Annotated in this window: 15 protein-coding genes and 1 pseudogene; 3 read left to right on the top strand and 13 right to left on the bottom strand. The window is 54.4% G+C overall.

Annotated elements, in window-relative coordinates:
- Positions 1-46: 46 nt before the first annotated feature.
- Together ACSZO1_RS11935 and ACSZO1_RS11930 are read right to left on the bottom strand one after the other, a co-directional pair.
- A complete protein-coding gene (locus tag ACSZO1_RS11935) occupies positions 47-3,274 on the bottom strand; it encodes a hypothetical protein (RefSeq protein WP_437612786.1) in 3,228 nt (1,075 codons plus the stop codon).
- Between the two features lie 141 nt (positions 3,275-3,415).
- The gene (locus ACSZO1_RS11930) at positions 3,416-4,252 is read right to left on the bottom strand and encodes a hypothetical protein (RefSeq protein WP_437612804.1); all 837 of its coding nucleotides are present in this window, start codon (positions 4,250-4,252) and stop codon (positions 3,416-3,418) included.
- Here ACSZO1_RS11930 and ACSZO1_RS11925 point away from each other — a divergent pair.
- Positions 4,196-4,564: pseudogene (locus ACSZO1_RS11925) on the top strand (EAL domain-containing protein); the annotation flags it as partial. The gene ACSZO1_RS11930 and the pseudogene ACSZO1_RS11925 sit on opposite strands and share 57 nt — an antisense overlap.
- Here the strand turns inward: ACSZO1_RS11925 and ACSZO1_RS11920 are convergent.
- The 3 genes from ACSZO1_RS11920 to araD all read right to left on the bottom strand — a co-directional run bounded on the left by ACSZO1_RS11920 (position 4,565) and on the right by araD (position 7,503).
- Positions 4,565-5,431 carry a crotonase/enoyl-CoA hydratase family protein gene (locus ACSZO1_RS11920; protein ID WP_437612784.1) on the bottom strand — a complete coding sequence of 289 codons (867 nt, stop codon included), beginning with the start codon at positions 5,429-5,431 and terminating at the stop codon, positions 4,565-4,567.
- A 143-nt stretch (positions 5,432-5,574) separates the two neighbouring features.
- Positions 5,575-6,558, bottom strand: a complete 984-nt coding sequence (gene kdgT / locus ACSZO1_RS11915) for a 2-keto-3-deoxygluconate transporter (protein WP_437612782.1) — start codon at positions 6,556-6,558, stop codon at positions 5,575-5,577.
- 246 nt (positions 6,559-6,804) lie between these two features.
- The gene (gene araD, locus ACSZO1_RS11910) at positions 6,805-7,503 is read right to left on the bottom strand and encodes an L-ribulose-5-phosphate 4-epimerase (RefSeq protein ID WP_437612780.1); all 699 of its coding nucleotides are present in this window, start codon (positions 7,501-7,503) and stop codon (positions 6,805-6,807) included.
- Between the two features lie 220 nt (positions 7,504-7,723).
- Here araD and osmB point away from each other — a divergent pair, with 220 nt between their 5' ends.
- Positions 7,724-7,942 (top strand): osmotically-inducible lipoprotein OsmB, encoded by a 219-nt coding sequence (osmB, locus tag ACSZO1_RS11905; RefSeq protein ID WP_437612778.1) that lies wholly within the window; start codon positions 7,724-7,726, stop codon positions 7,940-7,942.
- A gap of 75 nt (positions 7,943-8,017) precedes the next feature.
- Here the strand turns inward: osmB and yciH are convergent, their stop codons facing one another.
- From yciH to pgpB, 5 genes are all read right to left on the bottom strand, one after another.
- A complete protein-coding gene (yciH, locus tag ACSZO1_RS11900; RefSeq protein WP_437612776.1) occupies positions 8,018-8,344 on the bottom strand; it encodes a stress response translation initiation inhibitor YciH in 327 nt (108 codons plus the stop codon).
- Positions 8,345-9,064, bottom strand: coding sequence for an orotidine-5'-phosphate decarboxylase (gene pyrF, locus ACSZO1_RS11895; protein WP_437612774.1), 720 nt, complete (start codon positions 9,062-9,064; stop codon positions 8,345-8,347).
- Positions 9,065-9,313: 249 nt separating this feature from the next.
- A complete protein-coding gene (gene lapB / locus ACSZO1_RS11890; RefSeq protein ID WP_437612772.1) occupies positions 9,314-10,483 on the bottom strand; it encodes a lipopolysaccharide assembly protein LapB in 1,170 nt (389 codons plus the stop codon).
- Between the two features lie 6 nt (positions 10,484-10,489).
- On the bottom strand, positions 10,490-10,798 hold the full coding sequence (locus ACSZO1_RS11885; protein WP_437612770.1) for a LapA family protein: 309 nt from the start codon (positions 10,796-10,798) through the stop codon (positions 10,490-10,492).
- A gap of 118 nt (positions 10,799-10,916) precedes the next feature.
- Positions 10,917-11,684 carry a phosphatidylglycerophosphatase B gene (gene pgpB, locus ACSZO1_RS11880; protein WP_437612768.1) on the bottom strand — a complete coding sequence of 256 codons (768 nt, stop codon included), beginning with the start codon at positions 11,682-11,684 and terminating at the stop codon, positions 10,917-10,919.
- 214 nt (positions 11,685-11,898) lie between these two features.
- Between pgpB and ribA the strand changes: the two genes are divergently transcribed.
- Positions 11,899-12,492, top strand: coding sequence for a GTP cyclohydrolase II (gene ribA / locus ACSZO1_RS11875; protein ID WP_437612766.1), 594 nt, complete (start codon positions 11,899-11,901; stop codon positions 12,490-12,492).
- Positions 12,493-12,600: 108 nt separating this feature from the next.
- On the opposite strand, the gene acnA is transcribed toward ribA, so the two are convergent.
- The 3 genes from acnA to ACSZO1_RS11860 form a co-directional block, all read right to left on the bottom strand.
- Positions 12,601-15,276, bottom strand: coding sequence for an aconitate hydratase AcnA (gene acnA, locus ACSZO1_RS11870; RefSeq protein ID WP_437612764.1), 2,676 nt, complete (start codon positions 15,274-15,276; stop codon positions 12,601-12,603).
- Between the two features lie 486 nt (positions 15,277-15,762).
- Positions 15,763-15,933 (bottom strand): hypothetical protein, encoded by a 171-nt coding sequence (locus ACSZO1_RS11865; protein ID WP_437612762.1) that lies wholly within the window; start codon positions 15,931-15,933, stop codon positions 15,763-15,765.
- Positions 15,934-15,949: 16 nt separating this feature from the next.
- Positions 15,950-16,099, bottom strand: a complete 150-nt coding sequence (locus ACSZO1_RS11860; protein WP_437612760.1) for a YmiA family putative membrane protein — start codon at positions 16,097-16,099, stop codon at positions 15,950-15,952.
- Between the last annotated feature and the right edge of the window lie 489 nt (positions 16,100-16,588).

Here is a 16,588-nt window from a genome sequence, read left to right as displayed (position 1 = left end):
AATCCTGCGGCGGGTGCTGTCCGGCCGCAGGATTTTCCGCCTCACTTCACCCGGCCAGCCCGGTATCACCCAGCGCCGGACGCGGGGTGATAATAAGATGGAAGCGACGTTTACCCTCGTCGATCATCAGCCCGCTGCGGGTGTCCTGGTGAAAATTCAGCCGAGAGAGAGCTACCCGCTCCCAGCCACCGCCACCGCCGATAATCTGATTATCAAAGCCAATCGCCTGACCTGGCTGGCTGATAATCATGGCGTGCACCATCGCAGCGTGGCGCACCCCGTCAGTTTCATACTGTTCAGTGAGTAACAGATGTGCACCGGCAGGCGCGCTTAGCAGTTCGCGATAGCTGCGAATTAACTGCGAACCGTCAGCCAGTAACGTCTGATAACGGTCTGGCGCAAGCGATGAAATCAGTGTTTTCATCCGGTTCAGCGTCATCGCCCCGCTTTTCTGGTAAAGCTGAATCAGCGCCCCCCAGCCGCTGTCACCCTGCGGATAAAGGCCACGCTGCCAGTTGGCGGGATGCGCGGCATACATCTCCGCCTGTTCCAGTACCAGACTATTCTCCAGCGACCAGCGCGTCTGCGTCAGGCGCGTGACAACAGCGGGCGGTGGCACAGTGGTCTGCTGTGCGATCATTCTGAATTTGCGGGCGTTGACCTCGACCACAAAACCTGACTGCGCATCCTGACGCCACGGCAGCGTCGCCAGATAATGTTTTTCCCAGCCAAGTTGCCCGCCAATCAGATGATTACTGAGCCCGACCGCCGCGCCCTCTTCCACCATGATCATGGCATGGCAGAGCGGCGGCTCACCGGGACCCGCGCTCATATCCAGCAGCGCAATACGGGCGCCGGGTTCAATCGCCTTGATATCGTCCAGACTGGACACCACCCGCGGCGAGTGAGCCACAAACTGGGCATAATTATCTGCCGCCGTGTGTTCCCGTAAGCTGGCCGCCGCTTCTGCCGTAATCTGTCCGCTCTCCGCCTGCAAATCAATAATGGCCAGCCACGGCTGGTAATATTTATATTTCGCTGCCTGCAGCGACGGCTCCAGATCGGGGAAAAAAGCATAGCCATTCGCCAGTTCCAGCGTCTGGTTCACCGCGGGCACATTTTCCGCCAGTAACGGACTTACCGGAATCGGTTTATCCAGCAGATTGCAGAAGATCTCACGGATATCCTCCACGTCTTCTTCCGGCGCAAGCACAAAGCGCAGCGCGGCGACCGGCAGCGTGGTCGCCAGGCGGTGATGACTGTCAATCTGCGACGGGATGCGGCTGCGGTCCAGCCCCAGAATCAGCGGCACAAGGTAAGTGACATCAGGCGATTTTAGCGGATGTTCGTCCATTTTCGCCGCGACGGGCTGAATGCTTTGTTCCAGCCAGTGGTGATTTCTCTGCAGAGCGGCAAAACGCTTTTTCACCCGCTGGCTGTCGCTGACGTTACTGTAGCCACTGTAACGTTCATCAACCTGCGGAGCGTAGAGTTTGCTGGCTTGCGCCGCCAGCCCGGCGTCCACCAGTTGCTGTGGTGTATACCCCTGAATACGCTCATCGCGCATCTCATCCGCCTCAGCGGCGAAATTGAACAGCGTGATATTTCCCTGGTTATCGCTGCTGATACCGCGTAAATCGATACCTGCCAGCACAATATTCGTCAGAGGAAGGCTGACCGGCTGTTTACTGATGGGACGGGAAATAAAGGTATGTAACACGTTCCCCAGCGAATCCAGTTCGGCCACCATCTGACGGGAAAACAGATGAGACAGCTTTAAACTGAGCGAATCACTGACGGCAATTTTACTGGCTTTCGCCGCTTCTTCGATCTGCCAGCGCCAGATGCGCTGCACTTCGGCGACCTGCCGCTGGGCAAGGCGTTCCAGCGCCGTTTTCGCCACCACTTTTTTCACCCAAAACGGCCGGATGGCAGCAGTATTAATAAAAGAGACCAGCTGTAAGGGGTGCCCCGACATTAACGACGTTAATTTCGCTTTAACCTGCTGCATATTGCGGAACCATTCGACGTCAATCGCCATATCCTTATTATCAGGCAATGTCGCGATATGGCTGCGCCAGCGATCTTCCCCCGTAATGGCCTGCCCGCGCCAGCGGTTGTCCGAAAAACTGACTTCAGAGCAATCAATAATAATATCTTCCGTCTCGGCGTAGAGCGAACCCCGTTCCGGGGCGGGCGATTTCACCCGCACCACATAATATTTGCGCGGTTTACGGTCAGCCAGGCTGCTCCATAACGAGACTTCACCAATATCAGCCTGGTAAGCATGCTTTTGCATATACTGCCGCACCATCTCCGGCAGGCGTTTATTGTCTTTCAGCACCACTGCGGGGTCGGGCATGCCTTTCATTTCAGACTGCAATAATGTCGTCAAATCACCAAAGTCCTGAGTGACTTTTCTGACGGGGGCCGGGGCTTTGATATCAATAAACGGAAAATCATATTGCCTGGATGCAGGCGTGGTGGCATCCACGGATAATTCCAGTGAACGGTAAATAAAGCGCGTATAAGCGCCATGGAAGCGTTTCGCATAACGTGCAATCGCGTTTCTTATCGCCTCAGGTAACTGGCGATAGGTCAGCCTGATGGGTTTGCCTGCCTGGTGAAATAAGCCAACAATCACGCGCGAGGCATATTTATTCAGCATTGCGCTCACGGCTTCGCCAAACAGACTGAGCACGGCTTCAATATTGGCTCTGATGACATCCTCGGTTCTGTCACTGTAAGCCCCTTCAATCAGTTTCGGCAGGGTAATTCCGGACACGGTCAGCGTGGCACCCGTTTTCCAGTTACTGATGCTGTTATACAACATGGCGCTGGCGGAACGTGTTGTCTGGGCAGAAACAAAAGCCGGAGGCAGCACGTAGAGATGTATCAGTGTCACGATAGTGGTGAATAATTCAACGGTATAACTGAGTATGATTTCTCTGTCAGAGCGGAACAGCGTATCCACCTCCGCCAGCAAGAGTGCCACGAAGTTATTCAGCAGCGAATTTTCCAGCAGATCGCTATGTTTCAGCGAAAAAACATTCTGGCTCGCGGAGCCGAGAATAATCCGGTATTCATGCCCGAAGCGGGTGAAACGATTTTTATTATGTTTCCGGGGATTAATCACCAGCTGATTATCGATGATGGTTTCATTCTGGTAAGTCTGCCGCCCGTTGATCGGCATACTCTTTGCCATCAGTGCAACAAAGTCGCTGGCTTTGCCAGCATCATAGAAGCGAATCGTCTCACCTGCGCTGATCTGCACCGGAAATACCTGCCTGTCCCACAGAGAAATGATTAGCCCCTCATGCCTGTCAGTATCGACGGCGAGATAAACAACGTTATGCAGCGCATACTCATGCCAGATCACCTGTGAATAGCGATCTTCAGCGACCGCCTGACTAATCTACCCGGCGCTAAAATAGGTTTTTTCCGCTTTAATTTTCTCCAGATAATCGTCCACCACTTTATTCAGCTGAGTACGCATCAGCACTTTCATCCCCACCCGCACGTCAGGATCGGCAAGTTTTTCTTTTAACCCCGCGCCATATTGCCGTTCGAGGTCGAGGCTTGTGATGTCATCAATCAGTTTTGCGCTGAAATCGGCAGGAAAACGCAGCACCAGCTGATTCGGCTTAAAACTGCCACGCAAATGTTCCCGGGCCGTAATCTGTCGTAATGTGTAGTTACCCACCCGCTGCCAGCGACCATCATACTGGCGCTCCCCCAGCGGTGGATTATGCAACCCGGGATGGGCGGGCATATTGACCCCGACGCCGATCAGCGTCGAACTGTTGTAACCGCGGTTCGCCAGCCCATGCTCGCGGAGCAACGTATCAACTTTGTTGTCATGCCATTGCGTGATATTAAATAACCCCAGCGAAGCGTTTAAGCGGGCAAACATCTGCAGCGTATTTTCCTGCCCTTCCCGCACCAGGCGTAACGCCAGCCGGTAAACTGCGGCACGGTTGTGCGGCGCTTCCGGGTCCAGCCGCGTATTGTTGTGATATTCCGCCATCGGCCTGGCGCTGAGATAATCATCGATGGCTGTGCGATACGCGCTGCTCCAGCCGGGTGAGCTGTTCAGCGTGAAGGTGGTGTGTTCTGCCTGCTCCTGCCGGACAATATCCAGCGCTTCAGCCAGCGGCATTTCCATATCCCAGATCTCACGTTTGTCGCGCGTCGAGAGCAGCAGGCGCTGACGCTGATGAAGCAGTTCCAGCAACTGGGCGCAGAAGTTCACCTCGATGATTTCGGCACCGGTTACTCGTCGCTGTCACAGCTGGCGCGCGTGCCCATCAACGCGATTAAACTCGATCAAAGTTTTGTGCGCGATGTGACCAGCCAGCAGGTATCGCAGTCGCTGGTGCGCGCGATTGTCGCCGTCGCCCGGGCACTGGATCTGCAGGTGATTGCCGAAGGTATTGAAACCCGTGAGGAGCTGCAGTTTGTGCAGGAAAATGGAGCGGATATTATCCAGGGCTACTACTACGCCAGGCCAATGCCCGTCGCTGAATTCGAGCACTGGCTGGCGCATTACAAGGTTAAAAAATAGTTAGCTGGCTTTGCGCAGCTGCGCGCTGTGGCGATTCTGCAACTGAACCAGCCGTTCCATATATGCCAGGTCTTTTGCTTCCAGCGTAAAGACAAAATCGACCCAGTCTTCGGTAATGTCCATCAGTTCTGCACGCGTCAGCTGTAATACCCGCTGACGCGCCTTTAACATTGCCCTGACGCCATTCAGTTTTGGCTTCAGTGTATCGATTAAGGTGCGCGTGGCGCGATAACCGTCCCCCGGCTGAAACAGGCGATCCACCAGCCCGCGCTGTTCAAACCATTCTGCAGTATGCGACTCCTCTTCGCAGATTAACTCCTCTGCCAGCTTCATCCCCGCGCGGCGTGCCACCAGCGAGTAGCCCCCCATGCAGGGAAACAGATTAAAGGCGATCTCCGGAAATCCCATGCGCGCCGTGTTTTGCGCCAGAATAAAGTGATGCGCCAGCGCCGCTTCGAAACCGCCGCCCAGCGCACTGCCCTCAATCATCGCCATGGTCACTGCACCGGTATCAAATCCCCGGGCGGCGGCATGGATACAGTCGACACAGGCACGGGCATAAGAGCGCAATGTTTCACGCCGACCATTTTTAATCGCGTCGACGAAGAAACTGAGATCACCGCCGGTATTAAACATCGATGGCACCAGCGAACCGGTTACCCAGAAATCGACGGGTAACCCGCTGCGCTGTGCGGCATAACTCAGATTCATTATTTCTTCTATCAGGGCGTGGTTGAAGCAGGGTCGCGGTTCGGCCCGCAACAGCATCCACATGGTACGACGATCTTCTTCGTAGTAGGCAGCCAGCTGTCTGGTGGTTCCGGTTTCGGTAAAAAGACGGCATGTCGCCTGATTGATTACGCTCATGATCTAACCCCTTGATTATAAGATGCGTTATACGCACCTTTAGCGTAATCCAGAGTCAGACTTCACTACCTGCGGCCGATGATGATTTAAGATAAAATCCCTTTCTCATCCCGGCCTTGCGGCCGGGAATACGTGGAACAGCGTTATTTTATGGCTGCCGTTTGTTGCGCCGACGCTTTAGCGGCTTTAACACGTTTCGAGTAAACCGCAGTCAGAATCGGAACCAGAATCGAGGTGACAATCACCGAGGTGGCAACCAGTGCGGTTGCAGCCGGTGCGACCGGTTTAAACTGCGGCACCATCTCTGCAATCAGCACTGGCGTCGCCACCGCAGCACCCGCCGAGCTGGAAGCAGCGATGCCCGCCGTACCATCGCCACCGCCAATCAGCCGGTCAGCAAGAATCAATGGAATACCGGTCACCACAATCACCGCGACACCCAGCATAATCCCCAGCAGGCCGGTCTGGGCGATTACCGCCAGGTTAATGGTGTTGCCGAGCGCGAAAGCGAAGAACGGGATCAGCGTCTGCACGGCTTTGCTGAAGAACTCGCGCAGTTCCGGGTCGAGGTTGCCGAGGGCAAAACCGACAAGGAACGGCAATACTGCGCCAACAAAGACATGCGGTTCAAACGACGCGATACCCGCCGTGCCCAGAATCACCATCGTCATCAGCGGCCCGGACTCCAGCGACATCAGCACAAAGGCCCCCGCCTCTTCTTTAGTGCCATACTGCTGCATGATCGAGGCATAGAGACCACCGTTGGTCATATCCATTGCCGCCACCAGCGCCAGGGTGGAGAGTCCCGCCAGCATCCCCACTTCAAAACCATTCTCCGGAATCAGCCGTGATGCAATGGCTGCCACTATCCAGGCAACAGCAATTTTGGTCACCACCAGCGTGCCTGATTTACGTAATACCGTCCCCGTCGCGCTGAGCTTGATTGATGCCCCCATGCAGAAGAACCATACCGCAAGGATCGGCACCGTACCGGTCATCAGTCCGTTAGTGAACGATCCAAAGTATTTTCCCGAGTCTGGGGCAAACGTGTGCACCACCGCGCCAATGAATAGCGGAATCAGCATCATTCCGCCGGGAACTTTATCTATTGCTCTTTTAATGTGCATGTTGTTTTTCGCCTGCAAAGAGAAAAATGGGTGTTCGCTTCTGCCCTCTGGGCAAGTGGCTGCAACATAGCGTGAAAGAGTACCCAGAAAAGTGATCTCTTCGATCTTTTTGAAACACTGTTTTATATTTATAGGTAAATTATTTCATTTAATTGAACTGAACAGGGTATCTGGCCGCTGCGCGGGTGCCAGAAACAGAAAAGGCGGCACATGTGCCGCCCTGAAAAATCGGAAATGCAGAGGAGATTATTTCTGCCCGTACCAGGCATTGGCGCCATGTTTACGCAGATAGTGAGTGTCCAGTAACGCCTGCTGCATCTGCGGTAAACCCGGCGTCAGATGCTGACTGTACAGCCCCATATAGGCTACCTCTTCCAGTACCACTGCTTTATACACTGCTTCCTGTGCATTTTTTCCCCAGGCAAAGGGACCGTGAGAGTTCACCAGCACCGCCGGAATCGACAGCGGCTCGATGTTTTTGTCCTTCAGGGTTTCAATAATCACCTGCCCGGTATTCCATTCATAATCGCTGAGGATTTCATCGTCGCGCATCAGCCGCGTACAGGGAATATCCCCGTAAAAATCATCCGCATGCGTGGTGCCCCATGCCGGAATATCACGCCCGGCCTGCGCCCAGATAGTGGCGTGGCGCGAATGGGTATGCACAATACCGCCGATTTCCGGCCAGGCCAGATACAGGGCACGATGGGTCGCGGTATCTGATGACGGGCGTTTATCTCCCTCGACCACTTCACCGCTGGCCAGATCGACCACCACCATATCCTCTGCCTGCATCTGCTCGTAGCTGACACCGGAAGGTTTGATCACCAGCAGTCCCGAAGCACGATCAATGGCGCTGACATTCCCCCAGGTAAACGTCACCAGTCCGTAGCGCGGCAGCGCCAGATTCGCTTCGAGCACCTGTTGTTTCAGATCTTCCAGCATCGCCAAATTCTCCACCATTAACTGTTGTGGCTATTCTGGTGGCGGGCAGGCGCGCGGAGTATGGAGCGGATCGCTGTATCAGGGGTAGAAAGCTGCTCTTAGCGTGATTTTACGAGGTGAATTGAAATTTTTTACCCTGCCGCCTGCATAGCCGCAAACAGGGAAGACCAACTATACTTAAAGCGTTACCTCTGTAAGTAACAATAAAGGAGAAGTGATTATGTCTGTTAATGCCAAACGAATTGCCACGGCACTGCTGGCCGCGACGCTGGTGATGTCACTGAGCGCCTGCGGACACTGGTCTAAACGCGATCGTAATACCGCCATCGGCGCAGGTGTTGGTGCGGTAGGCGGTCATGTGCTGACCAATGGTAGCGGCCTCGGCACCCTCGGCGGCGCCGCTGTCGGTGGTATCATTGGTCATCAGGTCAGCAAATAAGCCCGATAAAAACAGTCTGACTCTGCATCGCTCATCTACAGACAACAAGGCCGCGATCATCGCGGCCTTATTCTGTTAACCACCTGCCAGTTTGACTTTCATCCCTTTGGCTTCCAGCAAACTTTTTAGCAGGTCGCGTTTATCGCCCTGAATCTCGATAACACCCTCTTTCAGCGCACCACCGCAGCCGCATTTTTTCTTCAGCTCTGCCGCCAGTTTCGCCAGTGCATCATCATCAAGATCGATACCGCTAATCAGGCAAACGCCTTTTCCTTTGGGGCCGCTGGTCTGGCGCTGGATGCGCACGATACCGTCGCCTTTCGGCCGTTCCGCTTTCTCTTTTGGCTGTTCAATTCGTCCGCTTTCGGTGGAATAGACCAGACGGCTGTTATCGTCGCCCATTTATGCCTCCTGCAGTGAAGCCAGAATCGATTGCAGGGTTTGCGCCGGGTCGGCGGATTGCGTCACCGGACGGCCAATCACCATATAGTCGACACCCGCCTGCTGTGCCTGCTGTGGCGTCATAATGCGGCGCTGATCGTCAGCCGCGCTGCCCGCTGGGCGAATGCCTGGCGTCACCAGTTTAAACGGCTGGCCCAGCGCGGTTTTGAAGCGCACCGCTTCCTGCGCGGAGCAGACCACCCCATCCAGGCCGCAGTCACGGGTCAGACGCGCCAGACGCTCGGCGTGATCTGCGGGTGACAGGTCGATACCGATATCGCGCAAATCCGTCTCATCCATGCTGGTCAGCACGGTCACGGCAATCAGCAACGGTGCATCCTTACCGAACGGCGTCAGCGCTTCGCGGGCAGCGGACATCATCCGCGCCCCGCCACTGGCATGAACGTTGACCATCCACACGCCCAGGTCGGCTGCAGCGGCGACAGCATGCGCCACGGTATTGGGAATATCATGAAACTTCAGGTCGAGAAACAGTTCAAAACCGCGCTGCTGTAAATCACGCACCAGTTGCGGACCAAACAGCGTGAACATCTCTTTGCCCACTTTCAGGCGACAGGAGGCCGGGTCAATACGGTCGACAAAGGCCAGCGCGAGATCGCGATCGGCATAATCCAGCGCGACAACAATCGGCGAATCGGTAACAGTGCGAACTGAAGACATAACAGGACTCCTCTGACAGTGGGGCACCGGCGCGGCGCAATCGACAAACGGCAAGCATTCTACTCGCGCCAGCGGCAAGTTTACAGCGCCAGCCGCCAGTTTCTGCTCTTTACCGCAAAAGCGCACAATTCCCCCTGCCTGACACGGGCAGCACGTTGCTGCATCGATCACCGGTGACGGACATTAATAGTATGTTGTAACTAAAGTGGGCATTAAAAAAATTCCCGTTGCCGGGAATCTTCATCTGCGTTACTGGCCATCCAGCCCGCGAATCGGCTTCACCGACGACCACGCACGACAGGACGGGCAATGCCAGTACAGCGCATGGGCGGTAAAACCACATTTATGGCAGCGGTAGCGCGGTTTGGTACGGATTTGCTCTCCGACCATATCACGTAACGCCATCAGGCTCTCTTTGGCGCGGCCATCTTCGGCTTCATGCAGGTGGAAGTCCATCAGGCGATGGAATACACGCAACGTGGGATGGCGCTGCAGCTGGCGCGTGATATAGCCCTGCGCAATGTCGGAACCGTCATTACGCTCGATAATTTCCGCCAGATACAGCTCCGCCTGCGCGCCGGTATTCTCTTCCACACAGCGTTGCAGGTAATCAGCCCAGGCCTGCGGCTGATTCAGTCGCTGATAACACAGCTCCAGCATTTCCAGTGTTTCACTGACCAGCTCTTTATCCTGCTCAATAACCCGCTGCAAATGGCTGACCGCTTTCGCGTCCTGCCCCTGCGCCATCAGAATGCGGCCCATCATGATCGACACGCGCGCACTGTTGCGATCGGCGGCTTCGGCTTTTTTCAGCAGGCCGAGGGCGCGCTCCAGATCATCAATACTCAGCGCCTGCAATGCCAGCTCACAATAGAAATGGGCGATCTCCATTTTCTGGCGATCTTTACCCAGCTTCACCAGCCGCTCCGCGACATCAATCGCTTTCTGCCAGTCGCTGGTCGCCTGATGGATCAGCAGCAGCTGCTGCAGCGCACTGACGCGGAAATCAGTTTCATCGATCAGCTGCGCGAACATATCTTCGGCACGGTCATACATCCCCGCCGCCATATAGTCGCGCCCCAGCTGCTGCACTGCCAGCAGCCGCTGATCATAGGTCAGCGATGCACTTTCCATTAATGACTGATGAATACGAATGGCGCGATCCACTTCCCCGCGCGAGCGGAACAGGTTACCAAGGGTCAGATGCGCTTCAACCGTCCCGCTGTCCTCTTTCAGCATATCGAGGAACAGATCAACGGCTTTATCCTGCTGGTTTGACAGTAAAAAGTTTACGCCCGTCACGTAATCCCGTGACAGGCGGCTTGCTTCCTGTTGCTTGTCCTGTTGTGCACTGCGCCGTCCCATATACCAGCCATAGGCGGCGGCAACGGGCAGTAACAGAAACAGCAGTTCTAACATGGGAGATTATTCCTTGACGGCAGGAGACGCGGGCGTGGTCGCCGCTGTATCCGACTCCCCCAGCTGCTGCTGAAGACGCTTCAGTTTGCGCTGTGAATTCGCCAGTGCAACCCGCACGCGCAGCCAGAACAATCCACAAATCGCCCAGCCAAGCAGAAAACCGATAGCAAACAGCGTGGCCAGCAACGTGGAGAGACGATACTCACCCGCCGCCAGTAAATAGTTGAAAGAGACGACCTGATCGTTATGTGCGCCCAGCGTCACCGAGATAACGAACACCACCAAAACCAGTAAAAAAATCAGCAAATATTTCACATTTCGTCCCGTAATTTGGTGTTAACCAAAGAATTATGCCAAAAAAAACGGCCGGATGCTGCATGTTCTTCAGCACACCTGTAAAGGTTATGGGGGCGCAGACATCCTTTTACAATCATCACGATGGATCATTTTCGCGCTGACGTATCTCCTGCTGCTCCTGTGGCGGAATGGTCAGCGGGCCGCAGACACGCTGCGCCAGCCAGGTCGCCAGCGTCACCAGCAGCCAGCTAATCAGCGTCGCCACCACCAGATCGCGCGGCCAGTGCATCCCCAGCAACAGGCGGCTGCCCATCACACCAGATGCCCATAGCATCAGCACCACCACCGTTTTCACATGGCGACGCGGCCAGAGTAATCCCACGCTCAGCAACGCCCAGCTGGCAGCAAACATGGTATGACCGGAAGGAAACGCAAAGCCGGTCTCAAACGCCCAGTGCCGTTTCAGCCAGTCCGGCAGCTGAGTATCATACGCCAGCAGCTGGGTGACCATGGCGCTGCGCACCTTGCGTTTCTGCTGGTAAAACGTCTCGTCATCCATGCCGTGGTTTTTCTCCAGCCACACCACATAAGGACGCGCTTCCTGCACCTGATCTTTAATAAATGATTTGGTGTACTGCCCGGCCATTATCGCGGCCACCATGATCACCAGCAGAAAAATGGCGGCACGCAGCCGGAAGCGCAGGCACCATAAAAACCAGGCGCAGAGAATGGCGCTGGTGATAATGCCCCACGGACGGGTTACCGTCTCCGTCACCCAGAATAGCAGCCGCAATCCCCAGCCGCTGGCTTCCGGCTGCCACTGCCAGCCGGTCATCCAGACACCCAGTGGCATAATCAGTAATAACAGCGCCCCCAGGGCCGTACGTTTGGCAATCTCTAGCATGATTCTCCCTGGCAAGTTGTCTGATTTGTCATAACTTCCGACTAAAAATTAATAAGCTAACTATCAGGTTGCTTATCGTGCTTTTGTGCATTTAAATTAGCGCAATTCTGAGAATGAACCTGACAATTATGGCAAAATAGTCGGGTTGTTTTGAATCATTTTGCCAGACTCATGATATATCGCTGGGTCTGACGTGAAGTACGCGGAGAGTCACATGCAGCTTAAACGGGTGGCAGAAGCCAAACTGCCAACGCCATGGGGAGATTTCCTGATGGTTGGTTTTGAAGAACTGGCAACCGGACATGACCATGTCGCTTTGGTTTACGGCGATATCACCACTCACGATCCGGTACTGGCACGCGTGCATTCCGAGTGCCTGACGGGCGACGCGCTGTTCAGTCTGCGTTGCGATTGTGGTTTCCAGCTGGAAGCCGCGCTGAATACGATTGCCGAAGAAGGCCGTGGCGCCCTGCTCTATCATCGCCAGGAAGGACGCAATATCGGTCTGTTAAACAAGATCCGCGCCTACGCGCTACAGGACAAAGGCTACGACACCGTCGAAGCCAACCATCAGCTGGGTTTTGCCGCGGATGAGCGCGATTTCACCCTGTGCGCCGACATGTTTAAACTGCTGGGCGTGAATGAAGTGCGTCTGCTGACCAACAATCCACGGAAAGTGGAAATCCTCAGCGAAGCGGGTATCAATATTGTTGAGCGCGTGCCGCTGGTGGTGGGCCGTAATCCTAACAATGCGCACTATCTCGATACCAAAGCAGCGAAGATGGGTCATCTGCTGCCAAAAGAGTAAGTCGCTGGCAGTTCCCCTCCCTAACCCTCCCCCACACCGTGGGGGAGGGAATCAGAACGGTTTTCAGACTGACCTTCTCCCATCGGTGGAGAAAGGTCTGTAACCGTTTTAATCCCGCAGCATATTACGAATCACGTAATGCAGAATGCCGTCGTTGCGGTAATAAGTCAGCTCATTGCCGGTATCGATACGGCAGCGGGTGTTCAGTACCTCCTGACGCCCATCCGCGCGTGTCAGCGTGACATTCACCTCACCACCGGGCGTTAGTTGCTGCAGGTTTGCCACATCAATCTGCTCGTCCCCGGTCAGATTCAGTGTCTTGCGCGTTACGCCCTGCGGAAACTCCAGTGGCAGGATCCCCATGCCAATCAGATTGGAACGGTGAATACGTTCGAACGATTCCGCAATCACGACACGCACGCCCTGCAGGCGCGGCCCTTTCGCCGCCCAGTCGCGGCTGGAACCCGAGCCATACTCCTTACCGGCAATCACCGCCAGCGGCACACCTTCCTCTTTATAGCGCATCGCGGCATCGTAAATCGCCAGCTGCTCGCCACTCGGTATATGGCGGGTAATGCCCCCTTCCACGCCGGGCACCATTTCATTGCGGATACGGATATTGGCGAAAGTCCCGCGCATCATCACTTCATGGTTGCCGCGCCGGGAACCATACGAGTTGAAATCAGCCCGTTCGACACCGTGCTGCAACAGGTAGCGTCCGGCAGGGCTTTCCGCTTTGATACTCCCCGCCGGGGAGATATGGTCAGTGGTGACCGAATCACCCAGCATCGCCAGAATCCGTGCGCCGCGAATATCTTCCACCGGCTGCGGTTCCACGTCCATCTCGTCGAAGAATGGCGACAGACGAATATAGGTCGAGCTGTCGTCCCAGTCATAGGTGGCTGCTTCACTGACTTTAATCTGCTGCCACTCCAGGGTGCCGGCGAACACTTCTGCATACTCTTTACTGAACATATCGGTCGAGACCTGCTGTACCGCCGCGGCAATCTCTTCCGGCGATGGCCAGATATCGCGTAAGTAAACCGGTTTTCCTGCGTGGTCAGTGCCCAGCGCATCGGTTTGCAGATTAATCTTCATATTCCCCGCCAGCGCATAGGCCACCACCAGCGGCGGCGACGCCAGCCAGTTAGTTTTTACCAGCGGATGAATGCGTCCCTCAAAGTTACGGTTACCGGACAACACGGCACCGACGGTGAGATCGCCCTGTTTAATCGCCTGCTCAATCACCTCCGGCAGCGGCCCTGAGTTACCAATACAGGTGGTACAGCCGTAGCCGACCAGATTAAAACCGAGCTTATCCAGATATGGCGTCAGACGTGCCGTTGCCAGATAATCGGAAACCACTTTTGAGCCCGGCGCCAGAGACGCTTTCACCCACGGCTGCCGTTGCAGCCCTTTTTCCACCGCGTTCTTCGCCAGCAAACCGGCCGCCATCAGCACGCTCGGATTGGAGGTATTGGTGCAGGAGGTAATTGCGGCAATCACCACCGCACCGTCACGCAGTTCATGTTGCCGATCGCCATCGCGGTAACTGACAGCCTGGTGGTCTTTCTGGGCGTGATTGACTTCCAGCTCATTCGTCTGGCGGAAAGCCTGTGGTACATCCGCCAGCGATACTCTGTCCTGCGGGCGTTTCGGCCCGGCAAGACTGGCCTCCACCGTCGCCATATCCAGCGCCAGCGTGCTGGTGAACACCGGTTCATCGCCCGGCTCCCGCCACAATCCCTGCTCACGGGCATAGGCTTCCACTAACGCCACCTGCTGTGTACTGCGCCCCGTCAGTTTCATATAACTGGTTGTGACCGCATCAATCGGGAAGAAACCGCAGGTCGCGCCATATTCTGGCGCCATATTGGCGATGGTCGCGCGATCCGCCAGCGGCAGATCGTCCAGGCCATCACCGTAGAATTCGACAAATTTGCCCACCACGCCATGTTTACGCAGCATCTGAGTCACCGTCAGCACCAGGTCCGTAGCGGTAATGCCTGCGCGCAGTTTGCCGCTCAGCTTAAAACCCACCACATCCGGGATCAGCATCGACACCGGCTGCCCGAGCATTGCCGCTTCGGCCTCAATCCCGCCGACACCCCAGCCGAGCACGCCAAGGGCATTAATCATCGTGGTATGGGAATCCGTACCCACCAGCGTATCGGGATAGGCGACCTGATGCCCCTCCTGCTCTTCGTGCCACACCGCTTTACCAAGGTATTCCAGGTTCACCTGGTGACAGATGCCGGTGCCGGGCGGCACCACGCTGAACTGATTAAACGCTTTTTGCCCCCAGCGCAGAAAAACATAGCGCTCATGGTTGCGCTCCATCTCCAGCCGCACGTTCTCTTCGAAGGCATCGTCATCGCCAAAATGGTCAACCGTTACAGAGTGGTCGATCACCAGGTCGACAGGTGAAAGTGGATTGACGCGCTCCACATTGCCGCCGAGGCGTTTGACTGCTTCGCGCATCGCCGCAAGGTCAACCACCGCTGGCACACCGGTAAAATCCTGCATTAACACGCGTGCCGGACGATAGGCAATTTCGCGATCGGCATGGGCATTTTTCAGCCAGCCGGCCAGCGCCTGAATATCCTCCGCCGTGACAGAATCACCATCCTGCCAGCGCAGTAAATTTTCCAGTAAGACTTTCAGGGATTTGGGTAAGCGGGAAAGGTCACCGAGCTGTTGCGCGGCAAGTGGGAGACTAAAAAAATGGTAACGCTGGCCATCCACCTCCAGTGTGTGCTGGCTGGTTTCGCGCAGGTTCGACATAGCTCCTCCTTATTCTTATCACTTCAGTAATAACCCGAAAAACATCAGGGTTAGTGTTAAAGATAGTCGAATAAGGCGGCAACGTTTTGATAACAACACAAAATGATAACAGCGGTAACATTCGTTAAAAGTAAAAACGCCGCAATGGGATAGACCATTACGGCGTTTTTTAAAAGAAATGCAATTTTAATGCATTATTACCCACGCTACGCTGGCCCAAAATGCCAGAGAAAAAGCGAAAGTAGTAAACCAGGAAATAGGTACAATATTCATTATTAACTCGCTAAGGCCGGCTTGCGACCCTCAGGGTGTACAACTTAAATCAATTGATAACAACTGACTGTTACAGCAATTGATTTCACCGTTTAAATGCAACTTAATACAACTTAAGGGCGATAAGCTGCCCGAGCCGACAAAAATGGCTCAATCGCAGGCGAGACTATTTGAATTTTTATGTTTGCCAACAATGGCTAAGTGATCAGACGATTAATTACTTTTCTTCTCAATCATCGATTCGATAAAGTCGCGTTGCAGTGCACTCAGTCCCCATGACTCCGGGATGACGACCTCTTCGGCAACTTTAGGCGTATTTTTGCAATAAGAAGATTTCATCTCACGCGTTTGTTCAGGCTTACGAATCTCTGCTTGTCCAAACATGGTGTGACCTCCCCAACTAGCTCCAAATCATCCATGCAACAACAACCCAAAAAAGTGCTGATGCAGCAAATACTGTCAACCATGCAAGACGGCGAGTACTACTACGACGTTCATGCCTGGTCGCTTTCTCCCGTGCAACGGGCTGTACAGTTAATCTAGTCGCCATAGTTTTTGATAATCACTCTCATTAGAACGATTGTTTACACCAATCAAGATTTAGGACGAATCTTAAACAGTTTATCGCGCAAAATCCAGTTATTTTTACTGCGTCCATCGATTAACGGTATTTATCAAAACAAAGCTCAACGGTAAGTTAAATTTAGTTGCACGCTTAATTATAAATATAGCCTTAACTCAAATATTTTCATGATAATTCCAGTTTAATACCCAAATTTATAAGCGTTTTTTGTTTAACCCCCTTCCGGATATACCCGTATTCGTCCTGTGTTTACTGGAGTATCGGAATTATCCAGACGTGGTGCAATGACTGCCAGCGAAAAGTGTGTCCTGATTCGCATTTAGAGGTAAACAATAGAAAAACATGTGATACATGTTTCATTTAGCATGCAAATAGTAAACCGCGAATTCAGATAATAAGTGCAACGCTTGGTCATGTGGATGGAGGGACGGTTAGCTACCGATAAGCTATCCTGCT

Source organism: Erwinia sp. V71, from assembly GCF_965644245.1.
Classification (GTDB): Bacteria; Pseudomonadota; Gammaproteobacteria; order Enterobacterales; family Enterobacteriaceae; genus Erwinia.
Note: the sequence above shows the minus strand (reverse complement) of the source record. Positions and strands in the feature narration are given on the sequence as shown.